The sequence below is a fragment of the Viridibacterium curvum genome (assembly GCF_039544165.1).
GTDB lineage: Bacteria > Pseudomonadota > Gammaproteobacteria > Burkholderiales > Rhodocyclaceae > Viridibacterium > Viridibacterium curvum.
In genome coordinates, this window is sequence record NZ_BAABLD010000011.1 from 50,365 (window position 1) to 69,412 (window position 19,048).

Sequence of the window (19,048 nt, forward strand, 5' to 3'; positions counted from 1 at the left end):
CACCCTCAGAGCGCGTCGATCTGCGCGCGCAGGCGCGCGATGAGTCCCTCTTCGCCGCGCACCTTGAAGAGGGCGCCCGCTTCGTCGGCGTCCTCGTGCAGCACCTGACACTGCGTGAAGATGTCATGGCGCAGCTGCTGTGCCGACCACGGAAGATGCAGCTCGGCCTCAACCAGATCGCGCTGGAAAAACGCGAGAATGCGCTGGCGCAGCTGTGCCACGTCTTCGGGCCGCCGCGCGCTCATCACCACGCAGTCGGGGTACTGCGCGCGCAGGGCCGCTTCGTGCGCAGCCTGCGCCTCGGCGTCACCCACCGAATCGATCTTGTTGAACACGGTCAGACGGGGCACGTCGTGCGCATCGATTTCGGCGAGCACCTGGTTGGTCACTTCACGCTGTCGCTCGAAGCCGGGGTCACCCGCGTCGATGACGTGCAGCAACAGTTCGGCGTCCAGCGCCTCGTCGAGCGTGGACTTGAACGAAGTCACGAGTCCGTGCGGCAGGTTCTTGATGAAGCCCACCGTGTCGCTGACCAGCACGCGCGGCACGCCCTCGGGATGCAGCACGCGCACGGTGGTATCGAGCGTCGCGAACAGCTTGTTCTCGACCAGCACTTCGCTGCCGGTGAGCGCGCGCATCAGCGTCGACTTGCCCGCGTTGGTGTAACCCACAAGTGCAACGCTCGCCAGCCCCTGGCGTTGCTGACGGCGCGAACGCTGCGTGTCGCGCGTGGCGTTCATCGCCGCGATTTCGAGTTGCAGCTCGGCAATGCGGTCGCGGATCTTGCGCCGGTCAAGCTCTGTCGCCGACTCCCCCGCGCCACGACCACCCACGCCGCTGCGCTGGCGCCCCTGCGGACCGGCCGCCTTGGCCGCTTCGCGCAGACGAGGTGCCATGTAGCCCAGGCGTGCAATCTCGACCTGAGCGCGCGCCGCAGGCGTGCGTGCATTGCGGTGGAAAATCTCGAGGATGATCATCGTGCGGTCCATCACCTCGCACTCCGTCTCCAGTTCCAGCTTGCGCAGCTGCGTGGGCGAGATTTCGTGATCGACCAGCACCAGCTCGATCCCTTCCGAGCCGGATTCTTCGGAGAGCATGGCCTCATGCTCGATGTATTCGCGGATCTCCTGCCGCTTGCCCACGCCAAGGTAACCCGTCGCATCGAAGCTCGCGCGCTTCTGCACGATGGTATTGACCACCTTGAAACCCAATGTGCGCGCCAGTTCGCGCAATTCCATCAGCGAGGCTTCGAATTCAGCGTCACTCACGCTGGGCAACTGGACCGCCGCCACCAGGGCGCGGACCGGAACATCCTCTTTTTGCATCTGACCGTCTTTTCGTGCGTAAAGCCGGATGGTACCTGCAGGCAGGATTCCGGTCAGGCTGATGAGAGCCCTCGCCGGACAATCAGAGTCGCTCGCGTTCGCCCCGGCAATTGGCTTCAGCCCTTCGGGGAACTGCCGTAAGTGAATGTGATGCAACGCCCCGGAGACTCAATTGGCGTCCCTGTTGAGCCGTTTTCAAAGCTGGCTGACCAGCAACCGCATACGGGCGCGCGAGCTGGGCCTGCTGCTGTTCGCTTGCACAGGTGCGGCCGTCTGGCTCTTCATCCTGGACGCACCGGGCGCCACATACATCCTGCCTGCCGCAACCCATGTCAGCCAGCGCCCCGCGTTGATGTGGGGGTTCACGTCGCTCGCCCTCGCCCTGTTCGCATGGCGCCGTTGGCGCGAGATTGACGCCCTGCTGGAGGAGGCCGAAACCGACGTCCTGACCGGCTTGCACAACCGCCGCATGATCGAAAGCCTGCTGGAACGCGAGTTCGACCGGGCGATGCGCTACGGGCGTCCGCTGTCACTGATCCTGATCGACGTGGACCACTTCAAACGCGTGAACGACACCCACGGACACGCCGTTGGCGACAATGTGCTCGCCACCCTCGCCCGACGCGTGCAACGCCGCATGCGCATCTCCGACCACTTCGGCCGCTGGGGCGGCGAAGAATTCCTGCTGATCTGCCCGGAAACCGACACCACCGACGCGATGCTGGTCGCCGACCGATTGCGCAAGTCAATCCGCCACAAACCCATGCGACTGGTTGGCACCGTCACCGCCAGCTTCGGCGTCAGCACTTATACCGGACAAGGCGACTACACCGCCCTCATCGACGAGGCCGACCACTACCTCTACGCTGCCAAGCTGCAGGGCCGTGATCGGGTCATCAGCAAATTCACGCTCATGGCGCAGGACGCGTTGCGCCGTGAAGGACGCGCGGACGAGGCCGAACAGCCCATCCAGAGCCAGACACCATCAGACCCCGATCGCCTGAGCAGCGTGCTCTCGACCATCATGGCGCCCCTGCAACGCAAGCGCGAACGCCGCTTCGGACGCTGACGCTTCGCGCCACCACCTGACAAAATCCGTCAGAGGCCGCCGCCGCCCGTCGCACCCGACAACTGGCCGCACTGCCACACGCCGACCGCCCCCCCACCGCGACTTCACCGTTCGCACCAGGCTGCTGCACACCGGTCAGGCTATCCCAGCGGCGTACCCACGGGGGCATACGCAATGCTTGTCAACGCCACGACCCCGCCTGGCGCACACCTCATGTCCGACACGCCCCTGCACCCCGTATTCCGAACCAGCGCACGCACCTTGCGTCTGCTGCTGCTCTGCCTGCTCCCCGGCCTGCTCAACGGCTGTGCTGCACTGGCCGTCAGTCTCGCCGGTGCTGGCGCCGGTGCCGGCCTCTCGCACCAGGTCAATGGCACCGCCAGCCGTACCTTCAGCGAACCCATCGAAAAGGTCGACGACGCCGTGCGACTCGCTGCGAAGTCCATGCTGCTGAACATCGAGGACGTCAGCAGCCTCGACAACGGCATCCTTACCAAAGCCAAGGTGGCTGAGCTGGCCATCACGGTGAAGATGGAAACCCTGTCGCCCCGGCTCACCCGGGTCAGCGTGACAGCACGCAAGGACATCCTGCGCGTCGACGGCGCCACAGCACAGGAAGTGGTTGCCCAGATTGAACGCGCCATTGGCGAACTCAATGTCGCCTCGGCACGGGCTTCCCCGGGCAACGGAATCAGCGGCGCACGCTATATGCCGCCCGATACGTCACGCAAACAGGCCAAGCGCAAGAACGACATCTGAGTCAGTCCTGAAAGAAATTGGCCCGCAAATTGCGGGCCAATTTCAAACAAAAACCAATTTGCTCTCAGCGTACGCCGGGAGCCAATCCCGGAGCGAGCTTACGCACACGCTGTTTGGGCGCTACTGGCTTGGTTTGCGTCGTAGCAGTCGTGCCGGCCGGCAAGGCTGTGCTTGCCACGATGAGATTCACATCGCCCACAAAGAAAACCGTGTCTCCATCGGGGGATATAGCTGCTTGCGGACGCAGATTACAACCATATGCATCACTGCGACAGGTGGGATAGGCCGTCATGGTGCGGTAGCCCAGCACAGGCAGGTACTCCTGAAGCCCAGGCGATACGCTCGCATCCAGCACATACAGACGAGGCATATTTGTTCCGTAGACCCAATCCTGCGGATAAGCCAGCACATACACCTTGCTTCCGTCAGGCGCCACAACCCCCGACACAGCCATGTAGGTGGAGTCCGGCAAGCGCACTTTGCCAACCAATCCGAATGACTGATCTCGCACCTCATTCTGGTCGAACATCACACGACTACCATCGTCCGACATGAAGACTTGGTAGCCAAAGGTGAGATTCGCCGGATTGACCTTCAATAGAGAAGTGGTTGCGTCGAGATAGAGCAAGGGCTGGGCAGGTGAGATGCTCCCCGACTGCGTGACGATCATGCGTTCACCGTTACGCGAAGCAGACATCCACGGCCCACTGTAGAACATCGTCGACAGTTCGGGCTGCGAGGGACGTGGCTTCATTGTGAGACTACGATGATCAAAGTACCCCAAGTCATTCCAATCCCCCGTTCCCGTGGCCAACCACGACCAACCGTTGTTGGTCGTGAATATGCCCGTCGTATAGCCGCCCGCAAAATTCTGCGCCAGGGAAAATTTCGTGGACAGCGTTGTCGGATCAAGCAGGCGCAACGCGCCGGATGAGGTCACCATGATCCGCTGCCCGTCCGGCGCCATACCCACGTCGACCACTGAAGGAACGGCCACCGCATCGGTATTCCAGTTAGTTCCGTCAAAACGATGACGCGTCAACGCGTCAGTGCCTGAATTGGTAACGTACAACGCCTGGCGCAACGGATCGAGGACGACGGTACGCTTCTTACCAGCACTTGGCACCACCGCATCACCATAGACCACCGGGGCGACAGCATTCAGCGTTGCAGAGCTCGTTGCGAGCCCCAGCCCGTTTGCCACAGCCACCGGGTGCGTCGCCACACTGGAAGGCGTCGTCTTGAACGTCAGATGACCATCATCGACAAGCGTCAGATCCGCAACCGGAAGACTGCCTGCAGTGAACTGCGCGGCGAGATCAGACACCGAGTTGAAGCCCTTGCCACGCACATGCACCAGCATGGGTCTGCCCGTCACCAACGCATAGGGCCCAACGAAGTGCACCTCCGCCAACGACTTGCTCAACTGCACGGTGAAGCTCACCGGCGTCACGTTGGACAAGGCTGGGGTAATCGTCACCTTGGCCGAAGTCGATCCGAAATTGGTCATCGCCCCCAAGGCTGCGGCATCCACGGTGTAGCTCAGGCTTCCACCCGTGGTACCGCTTGCCGCCGGCAATTTGAGCCAGGGCTGATCGGCCGTGGCCGTCCAACCCATCGCGACGCCGTTACTGGTAACCGGCACGGCGCCCGACAGTGCAGCCGAAACGGTGCTATTGGTCACGGCAATGGAGATCGGCGCTGGCGTCGCCAGACCATCTCCGACCGTGAAGCTCACCGGCACGGTGACAGCAGTACCCGGTACGGACGGCGTGAATACCAGATATGCGCTATAGGTTCCCTTGCTCAGGGCTGCGGCGGAAACCGTGACATTGGCGCCTGTTTGAGTACGCACCACATTCAGCCAACCGGAACCGCTGTAGTAGCCCGTACCGATGCTGACGTCGCTAGGGCTGCCCCAGCTCGGCAGCGTAATGGCCAGAGTCTTTGTCGCTGGCGTCTGCCCCTCAACGGCACTGAAGGTCAAGCCGCCCGGCGCTACCAGCAAATCGTTCTCACCACCTGGAGGGGCACTTACGACATAACTGACAGGCAGGTTCACGACGCGCGAGCCCGCAGTCAGTTGAACTGTGGCGCCATAAGTCCCGGAGCGCCAAGGCTTTGTCTCCAGAGTGAGCGTGTTGGAGGTTTGTCCGCTGATGAAAATCTGGGGAGAGCCGCCGTACTGGGTTGCCGTAAAGCCCGAGTATCCATTTGGCAAGGTCACGTTGACTGTCGCCTTACCCGCCACGCCACTGACCGAATTGATCGTCACTGAGGTCGGCGACACCTTGAGAGTCGGCGTCACGGTCAACGTGTATTTGACCTTGAGAGGTGTACCGGGAGCATTTTTGGTGCAATAAATATCCAGGCAGACATAGATGAGGATGTCGCCCGTATAGGTACCTTCAGTCAACCCCGTTTTCGCAGACACCTGGAAGCTTGCCTGCGAATCCGAGACGACCGAAAAGTTGATGTCGTCCGCACTGGAAATTGCCGTGCCTGTCGCCTCGCCTCCGATATAAACCCCTGTGGACGGGATGTTCTTGACCGTGAGCAGGATGGACGCCGTGCTCCCCACGGTCGTACCTTCTTCGTAGGCAAGCGTAATGGCGGTCTTGTCGACCGACGCTTCTACCGGAGGTGCAGATGCAGGTGCTGCACCGCCCCCACCTCCACCCCCGCCACCACCACAAGCCGTCAAAAAGACGAGCAGACACAGGCTGACCAGCCAACTGAAACAAGCGCGCATGCGACGATCCCTCTCGATTTTTCCCGAGGAGCTTCGATGCACGTTGCAACGGCTCCTGCTCATTTTTACCGCTGCCGATTTTACGTATCTTTGCCTATTCGATTGGTATTTTTACCCACCTTTCGTTGACGCAATCTACTTGACAAGTTCGACCCCCACCCTTTTGTACGTAGCGCCATGGCGTGCATCAGAACAGCGTCGTCGCTTCGAGCCTTGACCGAATCAGATTCGTTACGCAGCGACGGCGAGAACCATGCCGTAGCGCGCGGTCTTGCCAATCCCCACCAGCAGCAGGAACAGCCAGAAGCGCACGCGCAACACACCCGCCACGAGTGTCAGCGGGTCGCCAACTACGGGCACCCATGCGAAGAGCAGGCTCAACAATCCATAGCGCTGGAATGCCTGTTCAGCGCGTGCAAGCTGCTGCGCCGATAACGGAAACCAGCGCCGCTCGCGAAAATGCAGCAGGTAGCGCCCGAGGCACCAGTTGATGACGGCGCCGAGCGTGTTGCCTGCGCTTGCCACGATCAGCAGCCCCACGGCATCGAAGCGACCGCTGACAAGCATTGCCCCCAGAAGCACTTCGGACGACACGGGGAGAACAGTAGCCGCCAGCGTGGCTGCGATGAACAGCGCGGGATAGGACAGGGATTCCATGCAGGCAATCAACGCAGAGAGAATGCCGCCGGAGCTGTCACGCGCTGGCGTCCGGTCCGCCGGCAACCGCAGACCGAGCCCGTGCGGTGCGCCGCGCAAATATCAGGATGCCTGCACCCACGCCACCGAACAGCACCACGAACAGGCTGAAGTAAGCCATCAGGCTGCCACGCAGGCTGCGGTCGATGACCGCCTCGGCAGGGTTCTGCGGATTGACCCAGATCTGCACACTCTGTCCGGCCCGCATCGCGCCTCTCAGGCGAAAGCCCAGAGTCTGCTGGAAGTCGCCTATGTTGTCGGCCGACTCGTTGATCGCAACGCGCTGTCCGATGTAGGTCTTGCCGCCGAACTGGTAGCGATAACGTGCCGTCGCCAGCCAGGTGCGGGTCCGGCTGCCACGCTGCTCAAGCCCGGCCGAGAGCAACTGCGCCTCGAGAGGATGCCAGTCCTGCATGCGGGACCAGTCCACCACACTGGCGACTATCCCCATGACGAAAAAGGCCAGGCCCACCAGCAAGAATGGGATGGCGAGCAGACTCAGGGTTCGGGGTGAGATAGAGCGCTTGGTCGGCATGAGGTCATGATGTCGGGAATGGCCTTGCCATGCTGACACGAAATACCGCCCAGACTCCGTCGCATCACTCGGGCAGCAGGGACAGCAAAAGTCTGTCCAACACACAGATAGACCTGTCCGGCTGGCCAAACAGCCGGGCGACCGGCTCACTGCTGATCAGATACGCGACGCGTTCTTGCTGATTGCGTCGATCTCGGCCAGCACAGCGGCAATCTGGCTGGTGCCGCGTGCCGCCTCGTTGAGCACGTTGGAGATCTCGTTGGTCGAGGTCTCCTGCTCGGTGATGGCATTTGAGATGCCGGCCGACAGCTCGGACACCTTCTTCATGATCTCGTCGATGCTGGCCATCGAGGCATTCACTTGACGCGTGTTGTCCTGCACGCTCCCGATCATCGAACGGATGCTGCTCGACGAGGTAACCGTGTTGACGGCCAGGGTCTTGACCTCCTGCGCCACCACGGCGAAGCCCCGGCCAGCCTCGCCTGCCCGCGCCGCTTCGATGGCGGCGTTGAGCGACAGCATGTTCGTCTGCTCGGCGATCTCGGTAATCATGCTGAGGATCTTGCTGATCTCGGTCGCCTGCCTGTTGAGCACGGCGATGTCACGCCCCGCCGCCGTCGTGAGGTTCACCGCATTTTCGATGACACTCATCACCTCGCGGATGTGGCGCGAAATGTCGGCGATGCTGCCGGCGACGCCTTCCATGGCCGATGAACCGCCCTGCACACTGACGTTGATCTTCTCGGAGTTACCCGACACCTCTGACACCTTGCTCTCCATGATGCTGAGCGTGTCTTTGAGGGTCTGGCGCAGCAAAGCGCCATACAGCGAGCTCGACAGCTGAACCTTGATGGCCTCGTAGACACTGCCATCACGTGGCCCGAAACCGAACACTGCGATGCCGATCTGCGTTTCGTTGAAATGCAACGGCAAGGCCATCAGCGACTGCCGGTTGCTGGCCATCGCCACGATGCGCGGTATGAATTCACTTGAGGCGACGCCACCCTGTCCGTTGTCCAGACGAACCTGGCCCTGCGCATTGAACGCCGTAAGCACTTTGACGCGCGACGGAATACTTTTTCGATCCCAACCGTCTTCTGCCTCGTACACGCCGAGGTAGAACGAATGGATACCCAGCTTGGGCAGGTCGCTCTGCAGGATCTTCACGATGGCTGCCGTTTCATGCGTCGTCACGAGCTTTGCGCCCAACGCGCTGATGCTGCGTTCTGTTGCAACCGACTTGAGGTTGGCGGCATCGCGCAACCGGCCAGCGTGTTCGCTAAGCATCACACGGGCTTGCGCCCATATGTCTTCAGCCTTGATCACGCTGGAACGCATGTGGATCGTCGGCAGCGCATACCGACGCAGGTGCGAGATGTAGTTGTGCAACATCTCGACGGGCAGTTTTTCAGCTGCAAAACGCTTGATGGCAAGGGTCAGGGCCGCACCGAATTCGCCGGCATTGCGCCGCCAGCGCAACTCCTTGTAGAACGCCGTGATCAACTGATCCGCCACCTCGGCCAGCACGTCGTCCTTGATATGCCCCTTGAGGCTGCTCACAACTGACGCTTTCATGGCTTGCATGGCGGCACCGCGCCGGAACATGCCGAAGCGCTGCACCACGCTTGCCACGCGATCCAGGACGCCATAGGGCTGGCCGACCGGCACCAGGCCCGACACGGCCGCCTCGACCTTGTGCGAACGACAGCCGCAAGACTGACCCACCACCAACTTGGCAGGAAGTTTCGTCATGTCGGCAGGGCGCTGACCCGACGCGGCCTGATTGACGATCTCCAGTGCCTTGACGATCTGCTCGTCACTCGGCAGCGCCACGGTAGTCACCGGAGGTGTTAAGGCGCGCGCCTCGGTCACATCGTTGCAGCCCGTTACCGCCACGTCCTCAGGCACTCGGATGCCGCGCTTTTGCAGGTCTTCGATAAGTCCGATGGCGATGTTGTCATTTACGCAAGCCACCGCGTCGAAATCCCGACCGGGTTGCATGCCCTGTTCATCCAGGAGGAAGCGCGCCATCGCCACGCCTTCATCCTTGCCCCAGGTGCAATGGCGCGACACCAGCCGCTCATCAAGCGCCAAACCATTCTCGCGCAGCACGTCGCAATAGGCCTGGTAGCGTTCGCGCGCCAACACGTGACTCTCCGGGCCACGAATGAAGACGATCTTCTTCTTGTTGTGCACCTTGATGAGATGCTCGATCACGGCACGCATGCCGGCGTAGCTGTCTGTCGCCACCACGGGGAACGGCGGGATCTGCAGGGTCAGCGTCACCACTGGCACGTCGCCATAACGCTTGTAATAACTGTTCGTAAAGGCGTCAGCATCAGACGACGCCCAGGTGATCACACCGTGGTAACTGGTATTGACCAGGTTGTAGATCGCCGAGCCCGGATCCTTGCCCAGTTGCCCGCCACGGAACACAACGAGGTGCTGGCCTTGCGCCGCTGCCTCATCGAGGATGCCTTCCAGCATCATTTCCTGCGCGCTGCCGCCGGATGCTTCGCGGATCAGGAATGCCACAGGTTTGTTCGAGAAAGCCATTGTCCCCACCTTGTCGAGTACTGGTGCTTCACGCCCGCCCACCGATTCAGGGCGCAGACGCAAAGGTCGTCTCAGGGCGTAACGGCCTTGCAGGAAAAAACTTTACGAAAGAGGTAGAGACCCAGCATTGGCGCGGCCTTCCGCGGGTCTTTCCGGACAGCCTGGCGCGCGGATCAGAACACCCGGTGGTGCCACCACAGCGACAGGGCGGCCGCCAGCGTCGCCAGTAAAGCCGCCAGGGCAGCGAAGAGCGCCGTAACTTCGGTCTGGCGCTTTTCCATCGAAATGCGGGCGTTCAGGGTCTCATAGATCTTCTTCAGATCGACGGCATTGCCGGCATAGAAGTACTCGCCCCTGGTCATCTCGGCGATCTTCTTGAGGCTCTCCTCGTCGAGGCGCACGCGCATCGACCAGCCCTCGAAGCCGATGTTGCTGCCCTCCTTGGTGCCCACACCCACCGTGTAGACCCGCACACCACGGTCAGCCACCATCTTTGCTGCCTCCAGCGGGTCGGGCCCGGTGGTGCGTTGGCCATCAGTCAGCAGGATCACCACCGCCGAGGTATAGGAGCCAGGTTCAACCGGCGTGAACTCACGCTTGGGCCCTTCGCGGCTGCCCAGCGGTGCGTTGGCATCGTTCTCGTTCGACGCATTGGCAGCGCCGTAAATGAGCCGGCTGACGTCAATACCCGCGTCGGGAAAGATCGTCGCCAGCGACACGATCAGCCCGCTGCCGATGGCGGTGCCGCGTTGAAGCTGGAAGCGGTCGATGGCCGCCACCAGATCTTCGCGCGACGAGGTAGGCGCCTGCACGACCGAGGCGGTTGCGGCGAAAGACACGATGCCGACCTTGGTCCGCGCCGGCAGCCCTTCAAGGAAGGTCTTGGCCGCCGCCTGCGCGGCCTGCAGGCGGTTAGGTTCGACATCGGTAGCACGCATGCTGCCCGAAACGTCCATGGCGAGAATCACCGCATCCTGCTGGAGCGGCAGATACACCGTCGCCACCGGGCGCGAAATCGACGCAATCATCACGGTCAACGACAACAGGAACAGCAGCGGCGGCACGTGGCGACGCCACTGATGGCCCCGCCCCAGTGCCTCCTGCACCAGGCCCAGGCTGGCATAACGCACCGCTGCGCGCTGACGCTTGCGCAAAATCAGCCAGTACAACAGCACCAGGGCCGGCACCACCAGCAGCAGCCAGAGCATCAGGGGCCATTCGAAAGTCATGTGCGAGCCTCCGTCTTGTCGCCCGTTTGCAGATGAGAGAGATGGGCTGGCATGCCACCGCCGGTCGCCGCGCGGCTGCGCAGCGCCCGCAAATCGGCAAAGCGCAGCAGCGCTTCGATCAGTTCGCCTTCGGTCGACAACTCCAGCGCATCAACACCGGCCAGCGCGAACTGCTCGCGCAAGCTCGTCTCACGCGCCTGCGCGAGTTCGGCGAAGCGCCTGCGAAAGCCCTTGTCGTGCGTGTCGACGAAGAGTTGCTCACCCGTCTCAGCGTCCTGCAACAGCAGCATGCCTATGTCAGGCAGCTCATGCTCCAGCGGGTCGGACAATTGCACAGCCACCACCTCATGCCGCTGCGCCAGCCGCCCCAGCGCCTCACCCCAACCGGGTGCGCTGATGAAGTCGGACACCACGAAGATCAACGCGCGACGCTTCACCAACTGTTCTGCGTGCGCCAGCAAGGCATCCAGCTGCGTCGGCGCGGGTTTGGTGACAGGTCGCTCCAGCATCGCGTGCAACAAATGCAGCACCTGGCGACGCCCGCTGCGCGCCGGAATCACCTTGTCCACCGCGCTGCCGTAGCACAGCGCGCCGATGCGGTTGCCATGCCGCGTCAGCAGGCGCGCCAGCACACCGACGAACTCGGCCGATACGGCCTGCTTCTTGACGCGCGCGCCGAAGTCCAGCGACGCCGAGAGATCCAGCAGGAACCAGGCTGTGAGGTCACGGTCCTCGTTGTACTCGCGCACATGCGGCACCTGGTGACGCGCCGTCACGTTCCAGTCGATGTGGCGCACGTCGTCGTGGTACTGGTACTCGCGCAGGTCAGCCAGATCGAGCCCGGGGCCACGGAAGAACGTGCGGTAATCGCCATGCAGCAGGCCGTCGAGCCGCCGGATGACGGTCCACTCCAGGCGCGTCAGCAACTGCTCCGGATCAGGTCGTTGCGACATGCTTTTCCAGCGCCTTGGCCGGTGCCGGCAGGTGTTTCATGATTTTGAAGATCAACGCGTCGGCATCCAGCCCCTCGGCCATCGCCTGATACGACAGCACGAGGCGGTGACGCAACACGTCTGGCACCAGATCGACCAGGTCTTCGGGCAGCACGTAGTCCCGACCACGCAGAAAGGCCAGCGCGCGCGCACCCTCGACCAGATGAATGCTCGCGCGCGGACTGGCGCCGAAGTTGAGGTAGGGCGCAATCTCCTTGAGACCGTACTTCTCCGGGTCGCGCGTCGCCGCGACCAGCTTCACGGCGTGCTGCATCAGCGCGGGCTCGACGAAGCCCTTGCGGCACTCGGCCTGCAAAGCCGCCAGTTCCTCGGGCGTGGTGATGGCGGCAAGCTGCGGCACCTCGCCCGTCACGCGCTGCACGATGACGAACTCCTCCTCCGGCGTCGGGTAACCGACCAGCACTTTCATCATGAAGCGGTCGACCTGCGCCTCGGGCAGCGGATACGTGCCCTCGGTCTCGATGGGGTTCTGCGTCGCCATGACGAGGAAGGGTGCGGGCAGACGGTGCGTCTCGCCGGCAATCGTCACCTGGCGCTCCTGCATCACTTCAAGCAGCGCGCTCTGCACCTTGGCCGGCGCGCGGTTGATTTCGTCGGCCAGCAGCAGGTGCGTGAACACCGGCCCCAGCGTGGTCGTGAATTCCCCCGTCTTCTGGTTGTAGATGCGGTTGCCGACGAGGTCGGCCGGCACCAGGTCGGGCGTGAACTGGATGCGCCGGAAGCCACCGTTGATGGTGTTGGCCAGCGCCTTGACGGTCAGCGTCTTGGCCAGCCCCGGCACACCTTCGACGAGCAGATGACCCTGCGCGAGGATCGCCACCATCACACGCTCCAGAAACACGTCCTGCCCGACGATGAGCTTCTTCACTTCATACAGGATGCGCTCCATCAGGGAGGCGACTTCTTCACTGCTGCCGGCTTGCATCATCAGAGCTCCTGTCAGGTCAGAAAGGCGGAACACCCACGGCCGCCGCCGCATTCTCGATAGGCACCGCAAAACCCAGGCCGACGAAGAAACGCTGGTCGACCGGATTGAGAATGGCCGTGACGATGCCGACCACGGCACCGTCCATGGTCACCAGCGGCCCGCCGGAATTGCCGGGATTGGCCGCCGCATCGAACTGGATCAGGTTGGAGAGCACATTGCCCGTCGGCGAACGGAACTCGCGCTTGAGGCCCGACACGACGCCTGACGAAGTGGATGGCCCGAAGCCGAAGGGGAAGCCGACTGCAATGACCTCATCGCCGGGCCGAAGGTCGCGTGTCGAAGCGAGCGTGGCGGGCTTCAGATCATCGGGCAAGGTGCTCGCGCGCAATACGGCAAGGTCATTGCGTGGGTCGCGACCTACCACCATTGCCTCGGATTCGGTGCCATCGGCAAACAGCACCTTGATGCGCGAGGTGCCGCTGACCACATGGAGATTGGTAAGGATGGCGCCCTGCTCGGTGATCACCACGCCGGTGCCGATGGCGGTGCCCTCCTCGCGCTCGTCGGACGACTCGTCTTCCCCGGCCTTGCCCTTGGCTGCGTCCTTCTTCGCTTTGTCGACAGCCTTGCGGACGGGCTTCACCTCATCAGCCTGTCCATAGCCATACACCCGCACAACCGAGGCACTGACGGCCTCGTAGGCCTTGGCCGCACGCGACGGCAGAGGATGCTTTTCCAGGGACTGACGCACGGCGTTGTCTATGTCGCCCTGGGTCACGCGCCAGGGCGCCGGTTGCGCGAACAGCGCCAGCACAAAGCCCAGCCCGCCACACAGCAGCAAGGCAAGCCCGGCAGAAACGCGCGGATGCCGCGATAGCCAGCCCAGCAGACGGGGACGCTTCGGAGACGGAAACGGAGAAACCGTGGATGCCGCATCCGCTGCGGTGGGCGCGGGCTCCGTCGTCACCGTTGCCACTTGCGGCAACGAGGTACGACTACTGCTGTACAAGGCAACCCGCTTCATGCGCCCCCCTTGCACCGCCCACCACAGACGGCTTCAAACCTGTGACAAGTCAGCCCGGACAAGTTCCATCACTGCCGCGATATATCAGTTCATGCTGGCACGAAATACTGGCGCCGGCCAGTGGCCAAAGCCGGCAAAACGCGGGCTTTTCGGGCCGGGGCCGCACTATTCCCTCAAGCAGCGAGAAGAACGTTGAGCTGATCGACAACGCCAGCCCAGTCGGCGTCAATGCAGATCTCGTTCTGCAGCAGTGCGCGTTGCGATGGGGTCCAGAAGTTGCCGTCCTGCAACAGGGTGCCCGGCGGCAGGGTATGGGTGCGGACGAAGCTGGCTATGGCCGCATCATCCGCGGGCAGACCGAGTTGCGCGAACAGTGCGTTCAGGGAATGCATCGGGGGTTCCATGGTCTCGACCTCCTGGATGAACCTGCGTCGGGGCAACGCGGACTTTCACGTTACCCGCCCGCCGATGACACGGCAAGCCTGCGCCTGGCTGGCGCCAGCAGCGCCTTGCGCAGGCTTCGCCTATACTCCGCCGCACCGCCACGAAGCGTGTTGAAGCGCCTTGATGTCAAGGCCGCCGGGTATTCCGTCCCCCTCGCAGGCGGCAGCTTCAATTTCTACCAGCGCGTGCGCATCAAGCAGGGGCCCCTGAGCACAGCCTACTGAGCAAAATGTCTGACGCTTACGATCGCGACAACCCCGACCTCAACCCTTGCCTCAGCTGCGGCGCCTGCTGCGTGCAGTACCGCGTGTCCTTCTACTGGGGCGAATGCGACGACGCTGGCGGCTGCGTACCCGCCGCGCTCACCGAACAACTGACACCGCACCGCCGCGCCATGCGTGGCACGCTTGTGCCCCCCGTGCGCTGCGTTGCCCTGACAGGTGAAGTGACGAAGCACATCGGCTGCAGCATCTACGACCAGCGCCCTTCACCCTGCCGCGAATTCTCGGTGTGGGAAGAAGACGGCACCCCCAACCCTCGCTGCACGCAGGCGCGCGCCAGAATCGGCTTGCCCGAGCTGGCGCCGATCCACGCGAATGCGTCCGACGACGAACGTCGCGTCAACTGACATGCCACACTCTATCGCCAGCTCCCTGCGCACGCTTGCTGCCCTGTTCATCCTGCTCGGCGCGACCGCGGCGAACGCCCAGACGCCGGAAGCCAGCGCGCCACAAACCAGCCCCGGCAATCTCGACGCGCTGCGTAGCCAGGTGCCGGCAGACTGGAACCTGCAACGCGTGCGCGAACCGATCTTCAACAGCCAGATCGTCACGCTCGAAGGCGGCCAGCCAGGCGCGCCGCTCATCTTGTTCGTGCACGGTCTTGGCGATGGCGGCATGAATGACTGGCTGCCAACCATGCGCCTGCTGGCCGAACGCTACCGCGTGCTGGCGCTTGATCTGCCGGGCTTCGGCCGTTCGGAAAGCCCGCTTGGCAAGTACTCGCCGACGCGGTACGCCGAACTGCTGAGCTGGCTGCTCGGCAAGTCGGCCAAAGGCCCTGTCACCGTGGTCGGGCATTCGATGGGCGGCGCCGTCGCGCTGCGTTTCGCCAATATGCACCCCGAACAGGTTTCGCGCCTGATCCTCGTTGATGCAGCGGGCATTCTGCATCGCACAGCCTTTGTCAAACATTCCGCCACCTTGCCGCTGAGCGTGGATGCCGCACCCGAGGCGCTCAAACCTTCCGTGGCGAGCCTGCGCAATTTCGGCGGCGTACTGGTCGAAAAGGTGCTGGGCATCCCGCTCGACCCGACCGAGGTGCTGCGTCGCAGTGACCTCGCCTGGAGTCTGTTGCTGCATTCCCGCAGCAACGTCAACGCGGCGATGGCCATGATCGACGAAAACTTCAGCCAGGCCGTCTACGAAACCCGCACGCCGACCTGGATCATCTGGGGCGAGGCCGATACCGTCACGCCGCTGCGTACAGGCCAGATGCTCGCTGCACGCCTGCCTCGCGCCAGTCTGGCCAGCATTCCCGGGGCCGCACACTCACCCATGCTGACAGCGACATCGCAGTTCATGCCCCTGTTCGAACGTGCGCTCACCGCGCCAGACAGCGAACTCCCCTCCGTAACCAAAGGCCCGGCAGCGAATGCCAAGCCCGGTACCCTGCGCTGCACGGGCGAGACCGGCAAGCTCTACACCGGCACCTGGCGCGAGATCATCATCGACGGCTGCACTGCCGTGCGTCTCGTCGATGTGCAGGCCGACCGCATCGTGCTGCGCGACGCCATTGTCGAGATGACACGCGTCAGCGTGCGTGGCGACAAGGTCGCGCTGGAAGTCACCAATGGTGACCTGCGCGCCACCGCCAGCGACTTCTCGGCCGCTACCGCCATCGTGGCCGACGGCGCACGTCTCGACTTTGCGGGCGTGCATCTGAAAGCCACGCGAGAACTCCTGCAGGCCAAACGCCACACGCGCCTGATCGCCTCCATCAGCCAGGTCGACCGCCCGGGCTGGCAAGGCTACCTGCACACCAGCGTCGAACTGGTCGATGCACCTCTTCGCCCCGACACACCCCCTGCACCGGACAAACCATGAGCGACGCCCCATTGGCCGATCTGCCCTCCCTGCCCACCGGGCGCTATCGCCACTACAAGGGCAAGGAATACGAAGTGCTGGGCGTCGTGCGCCACAGCGAGACCCTCGAAGCCCTCGTGCTCTACAGGCCGCTCTACAACGACAGCGGTCTATGGGTGCGCCCCTTCACCATGTTCTGCGAGAACGTGACGATAGAGGGCGTCGAACAACCCCGTTTCGCACGTGTGTCGGCATAACCTCCCTTTCCCCCACGTGCCCCATCCCGGCGGGTTGAGACCGGCCCTACGAAACCGGCACGACCCGGCTATGTAGGTGCGGATTGATCCGCACAACAGCACGCCAAAAACCGCCCGCGCCGCCCACGCCGCTCACGCAAGAGGCTGTCGCTATCGGCTGCATCGAACAGGCGGCAGGGCCTTTCCGCTAGAATCGGACTCCCTTTTGAGTGCCGAACACCGGAACCCCTGCCATGCCCACCGCCGCCCAAGCCCACATTGACGACGTCCGCATCCGCGAGATCAAGGAACTCGCCCCGCCCGCTCATGTGATGCGCGAGTTTCCGGCGACCGAAGCGACGGCACAGACCGCCTTCGACACGCGCAGCGCGATCCATCGCATCCTGCACGGTGCCGATGACCGCCTGCTGGTCATCATCGGCCCCTGCTCGATCCACGATCCCGATGCCGCCATCGAGTACGCCCGCAAGCTCAAGGCCGAAGCCGCCCGCGTCAAGGATGACCTGCTCGTCGTGATGCGCGTCTACTTCGAGAAGCCGCGCACCACGGTCGGCTGGAAGGGCCTCATCAACGACCCGCGCCTCGATGGCAGCTTCCAGATCAACGAAGGCCTGCGCATCGCGCGCAAACTGCTGTGGCAGATCAACGAAATGGGCGTGCCTGCCGCCACCGAATTCCTCGACATGATCACACCGCAATACATCGCCGACCTGATCAGCTGGGGCGCCATCGGCGCGCGCACCACTGAGAGCCAGGTGCACCGCGAACTGGCCTCCGGCCTGTCCTGCCCCGTTGGCTTCAAGAACGGCACCGATGGCAACATCCGCATCGCCATCGACGCCATCAAGGCTGCGCAGTCACCGCACCATTTCCTGTCGGTTACCAAGGCCGGCCACTCGGCCATCGTGTCGACGGCCGGCAACGAGGACTGCCACGTCATCCTGCGCGGGGGCAAGGAGCCCAACTACGACGCTGCCAACGTCGACCGCGCCTGCAAGGAACTCGCCTCGGCTGGCGTGCCCGCCAAGCTGATGGTGGACTTCTCGCACGCCAACAGCCGCAAGCAATACCTGCTGCAGATCGAAGTCGCCGACGACGTCGCCACCCAGCTCGCCAACGGCGAAGACCGCATCATGGGCATCATGTGCGAATCGCACCTCGTCGAAGGCCGCCAGGATCTTGCCCCAGGCAAGCCCCTCACCTACGGCCAGAGCATCACCGATGGCTGCATAGGCTGGGACGCGACGATCAACGTGCTCGACCTGCTCGCCGAGGGCGTGCGCAAGCGCCGCCAGACGCTGGCTGAGCGCGGCTGAGACTTGCTGGTTTGGCCCGGACCCTGCGCCTTGGCCAAGCCTGCACGCGATACCATTAGCGGGAAAAAAGCCTCGCGGCATCCATCACCAGCACGATCGGCGTCAGGATCTGGAATACACCATCCAGCGGTCTTGCAGGTCGAAGATTCTTTGTTCCGTGGCTCGGTCGCAGCAGCCAGCGCCCGACGAAATCACCGGAATCCTCGGCAAAAGATGTCAGCGTCTTGCACTCGCTCCAGCTGCCGCCATTCTGCAGCTGCCATGTAAATGAGGCTGTCACGAACCCATGGTCGATCAGGTCTCCGCTGACGATGATCCACTTGGGGCCGGTAAACTGCTGACCGCCGACAACGTGTCCGTCATCAAGACGCAGCAGCAATTTGCGTCCTTCCCACTCCCGGACATCCCCCTGCCTGAACACCAGCGCTGGCGCTGACTCCGCGCGATCACCCTCATACTTCTTTGCGATCCGGTCAATCAGTGTCTTTTCCCAGCCGCAACCAGCGCCAAAGCTTTGGAGGCGCTCGGGCCTGACAAGACTGGGCGACATGGCGATGGGTTCGTCCGGATGCATGTCTGTGCAGCCTTCACCGCACTCGACAAATCTTGTGTATCGGAGCCAATCCTCGAACTCCGCAGCCGCTTTGCGTGCCACCTTGCTGAAAACCGGACACGGCGCTTCATTGCTCTCGATCGAGAATTCGCGTTTGTAATCGAGAAAGCCCACAAGCTTGCCGCGATGCTGGACGTGGGCGCGGAGCACCACGAGGTAGTCGCGCTCCCGGCCATCCGGCGTGACCTCGAAACGCTGTACGCGGACGGAGATCAGATGTCGGTCCGGCTGATCTGCAGCGGGCGGTGCCAGCATGCCCTTGGCCTCTTTCTGCATGGTTGCCGGCACCACCGGCAACCAGTTGCAGCTCGCAGCCACCTCATCGGGTTGAACGCCTTCAGCAATCTCTACAACCGGCGCCAGTGCGAGCGTCGGCGGCGGCTTGCGGGAAAACGTACCGCAAGCGCTAAGGCACAGAAGACAAAGCAGGATTGCGAAACCACGCATT

17 protein-coding genes are annotated in these 19,048 nt (G+C 63.0%); 6 read left to right on the top strand and 11 right to left on the bottom strand.

Annotated elements, in window-relative coordinates; translation table 11 throughout:
- Positions 1-5 precede the first annotated feature (5 nt).
- Complete coding sequence (gene hflX / locus ABEA02_RS14730) at positions 6-1,325, bottom strand: GTPase HflX (protein ID WP_345533854.1); 1,320 nt, start codon at positions 1,323-1,325, stop codon at positions 6-8.
- Positions 1,326-1,509: 184 nt separating this feature from the next.
- Between hflX and ABEA02_RS14735 the strand changes: the two genes are divergently transcribed.
- Positions 1,510-2,394: a GGDEF domain-containing protein gene (locus tag ABEA02_RS14735; RefSeq protein ID WP_345533855.1), complete on the top strand. Its 885-nt coding sequence runs from the start codon at positions 1,510-1,512 to the stop codon at positions 2,392-2,394.
- A 213-nt stretch (positions 2,395-2,607) separates the two neighbouring features.
- Positions 2,608-3,153 carry a DUF3568 family protein gene (locus ABEA02_RS14740; protein WP_345533856.1) on the top strand — a complete coding sequence of 182 codons (546 nt, stop codon included), beginning with the start codon at positions 2,608-2,610 and terminating at the stop codon, positions 3,151-3,153.
- 64 nt (positions 3,154-3,217) lie between these two features.
- On the opposite strand, the gene ABEA02_RS14745 is transcribed toward ABEA02_RS14740, so the two are convergent.
- The 9 genes from ABEA02_RS14745 to ABEA02_RS14785 all read right to left on the bottom strand — a co-directional run bounded on the left by ABEA02_RS14745 (position 3,218) and on the right by ABEA02_RS14785 (position 14,278).
- Positions 3,218-5,905: a hypothetical protein gene (locus ABEA02_RS14745; protein WP_345533857.1), complete on the bottom strand. Its 2,688-nt coding sequence runs from the start codon at positions 5,903-5,905 to the stop codon at positions 3,218-3,220.
- Between the two features lie 231 nt (positions 5,906-6,136).
- Positions 6,137-6,562: a YqaA family protein gene (locus ABEA02_RS14750; RefSeq protein ID WP_345533858.1), complete on the bottom strand. Its 426-nt coding sequence runs from the start codon at positions 6,560-6,562 to the stop codon at positions 6,137-6,139.
- 37 nt (positions 6,563-6,599) lie between these two features.
- Positions 6,600-7,136 carry a DUF3592 domain-containing protein gene (locus ABEA02_RS14755; RefSeq protein WP_345533859.1) on the bottom strand — a complete coding sequence of 179 codons (537 nt, stop codon included), beginning with the start codon at positions 7,134-7,136 and terminating at the stop codon, positions 6,600-6,602.
- A 156-nt stretch (positions 7,137-7,292) separates the two neighbouring features.
- Positions 7,293-9,692, bottom strand: a complete 2,400-nt coding sequence (locus ABEA02_RS14760; protein WP_345533860.1) for a methyl-accepting chemotaxis protein — start codon at positions 9,690-9,692, stop codon at positions 7,293-7,295.
- Positions 9,693-9,865: 173 nt separating this feature from the next.
- Positions 9,866-10,921, bottom strand: coding sequence for a VWA domain-containing protein (locus tag ABEA02_RS14765; RefSeq protein ID WP_345533861.1), 1,056 nt, complete (start codon positions 10,919-10,921; stop codon positions 9,866-9,868).
- Positions 10,918-11,874, bottom strand: coding sequence for a DUF58 domain-containing protein (locus ABEA02_RS14770; protein ID WP_345533862.1), 957 nt, complete (start codon positions 11,872-11,874; stop codon positions 10,918-10,920). Before ABEA02_RS14770 ends, ABEA02_RS14765 begins: the two co-directional genes overlap by 4 nt.
- Positions 11,858-12,862 (bottom strand): AAA family ATPase, encoded by a 1,005-nt coding sequence (locus ABEA02_RS14775; protein WP_425584682.1) that lies wholly within the window; start codon positions 12,860-12,862, stop codon positions 11,858-11,860. Before ABEA02_RS14775 ends, ABEA02_RS14770 begins: the two co-directional genes overlap by 17 nt.
- A 16-nt stretch (positions 12,863-12,878) precedes the next feature.
- A complete protein-coding gene (locus ABEA02_RS14780; protein ID WP_345533863.1) occupies positions 12,879-13,886 on the bottom strand; it encodes a S1C family serine protease in 1,008 nt (335 codons plus the stop codon).
- Between the two features lie 173 nt (positions 13,887-14,059).
- Entirely contained in the window at positions 14,060-14,278 is a 219-nt protein-coding gene (locus tag ABEA02_RS14785) for a DUF2789 domain-containing protein (protein ID WP_345533864.1), read from the bottom strand.
- A gap of 281 nt (positions 14,279-14,559) precedes the next feature.
- On the opposite strand from ABEA02_RS14785, the gene ABEA02_RS14790 reads away from it, so the two are divergent.
- The 4 genes from ABEA02_RS14790 (at position 14,560) to aroG (ending at position 17,987) form a co-directional block, all read left to right on the top strand.
- The gene (locus ABEA02_RS14790; RefSeq protein WP_345533865.1) at positions 14,560-14,958 is read left to right on the top strand and encodes a YkgJ family cysteine cluster protein; all 399 of its coding nucleotides are present in this window, start codon (positions 14,560-14,562) and stop codon (positions 14,956-14,958) included.
- Between the two features lies 1 nt (position 14,959).
- Positions 14,960-16,435 (top strand): alpha/beta fold hydrolase, encoded by a 1,476-nt coding sequence (locus ABEA02_RS14795; RefSeq protein ID WP_345533866.1) that lies wholly within the window; start codon positions 14,960-14,962, stop codon positions 16,433-16,435.
- The gene (locus ABEA02_RS14800; RefSeq protein WP_345533867.1) at positions 16,432-16,671 is read left to right on the top strand and encodes a DUF1653 domain-containing protein; all 240 of its coding nucleotides are present in this window, start codon (positions 16,432-16,434) and stop codon (positions 16,669-16,671) included. Before ABEA02_RS14795 ends, ABEA02_RS14800 begins: the two co-directional genes overlap by 4 nt.
- A 233-nt stretch (positions 16,672-16,904) precedes the next feature.
- Positions 16,905-17,987 carry a 3-deoxy-7-phosphoheptulonate synthase AroG gene (gene aroG / locus ABEA02_RS14805; RefSeq protein ID WP_345533868.1) on the top strand — a complete coding sequence of 361 codons (1,083 nt, stop codon included), beginning with the start codon at positions 16,905-16,907 and terminating at the stop codon, positions 17,985-17,987.
- Positions 17,988-18,042: 55 nt separating this feature from the next.
- Here the strand turns inward: aroG and ABEA02_RS14810 are convergent, their stop codons facing one another.
- Positions 18,043-19,047, bottom strand: a complete 1,005-nt coding sequence (locus tag ABEA02_RS14810) for a hypothetical protein (protein ID WP_345533869.1) — start codon at positions 19,045-19,047, stop codon at positions 18,043-18,045.
- Position 19,048 lies beyond the last annotated feature (1 nt).